This window comes from Photobacterium sp. R1, from assembly GCF_054600795.1.
This window is the reverse complement of the sequence record NZ_BAAHZP010000610.1, coordinates 1-266: the sequence shown is the minus strand read 5'-3', so window position 1 is coordinate 266 and position 266 is coordinate 1. Positions and strand designations below refer to the sequence as shown.

General features: G+C 40.6%; 1 pseudogene. It reads right to left on the bottom strand.

Annotated elements, in window-relative coordinates:
* Window positions 1-266, bottom strand: a pseudogene (locus ACYP03_RS26495) (UDP-glucose 6-dehydrogenase); the annotation flags it as partial.

Genomic DNA, 266 nt, shown 5'->3' with positions numbered 1-266 from the left:
AGCATATGAGTCAAGCTCATTGAAATAAGCAACACGCATCGCCAGATAAGTGTTTGAAAAAAGCTTCACAGCCTCTGCTTCAGTGGAATCTGTAAACAGAACAGGCACATCTTTCTTTACTGCACCTTGCAGCAGTAGATCTGCAAACACTTTTGCACGATCACTATTTTCACCCACGATTATTCTTGAGGGATACAAATTATCGTAGAGTGCTTTTCCTTCCCGCAGAAATTCTGGGGAAAAGATTAAATTGTCACAACCTAACT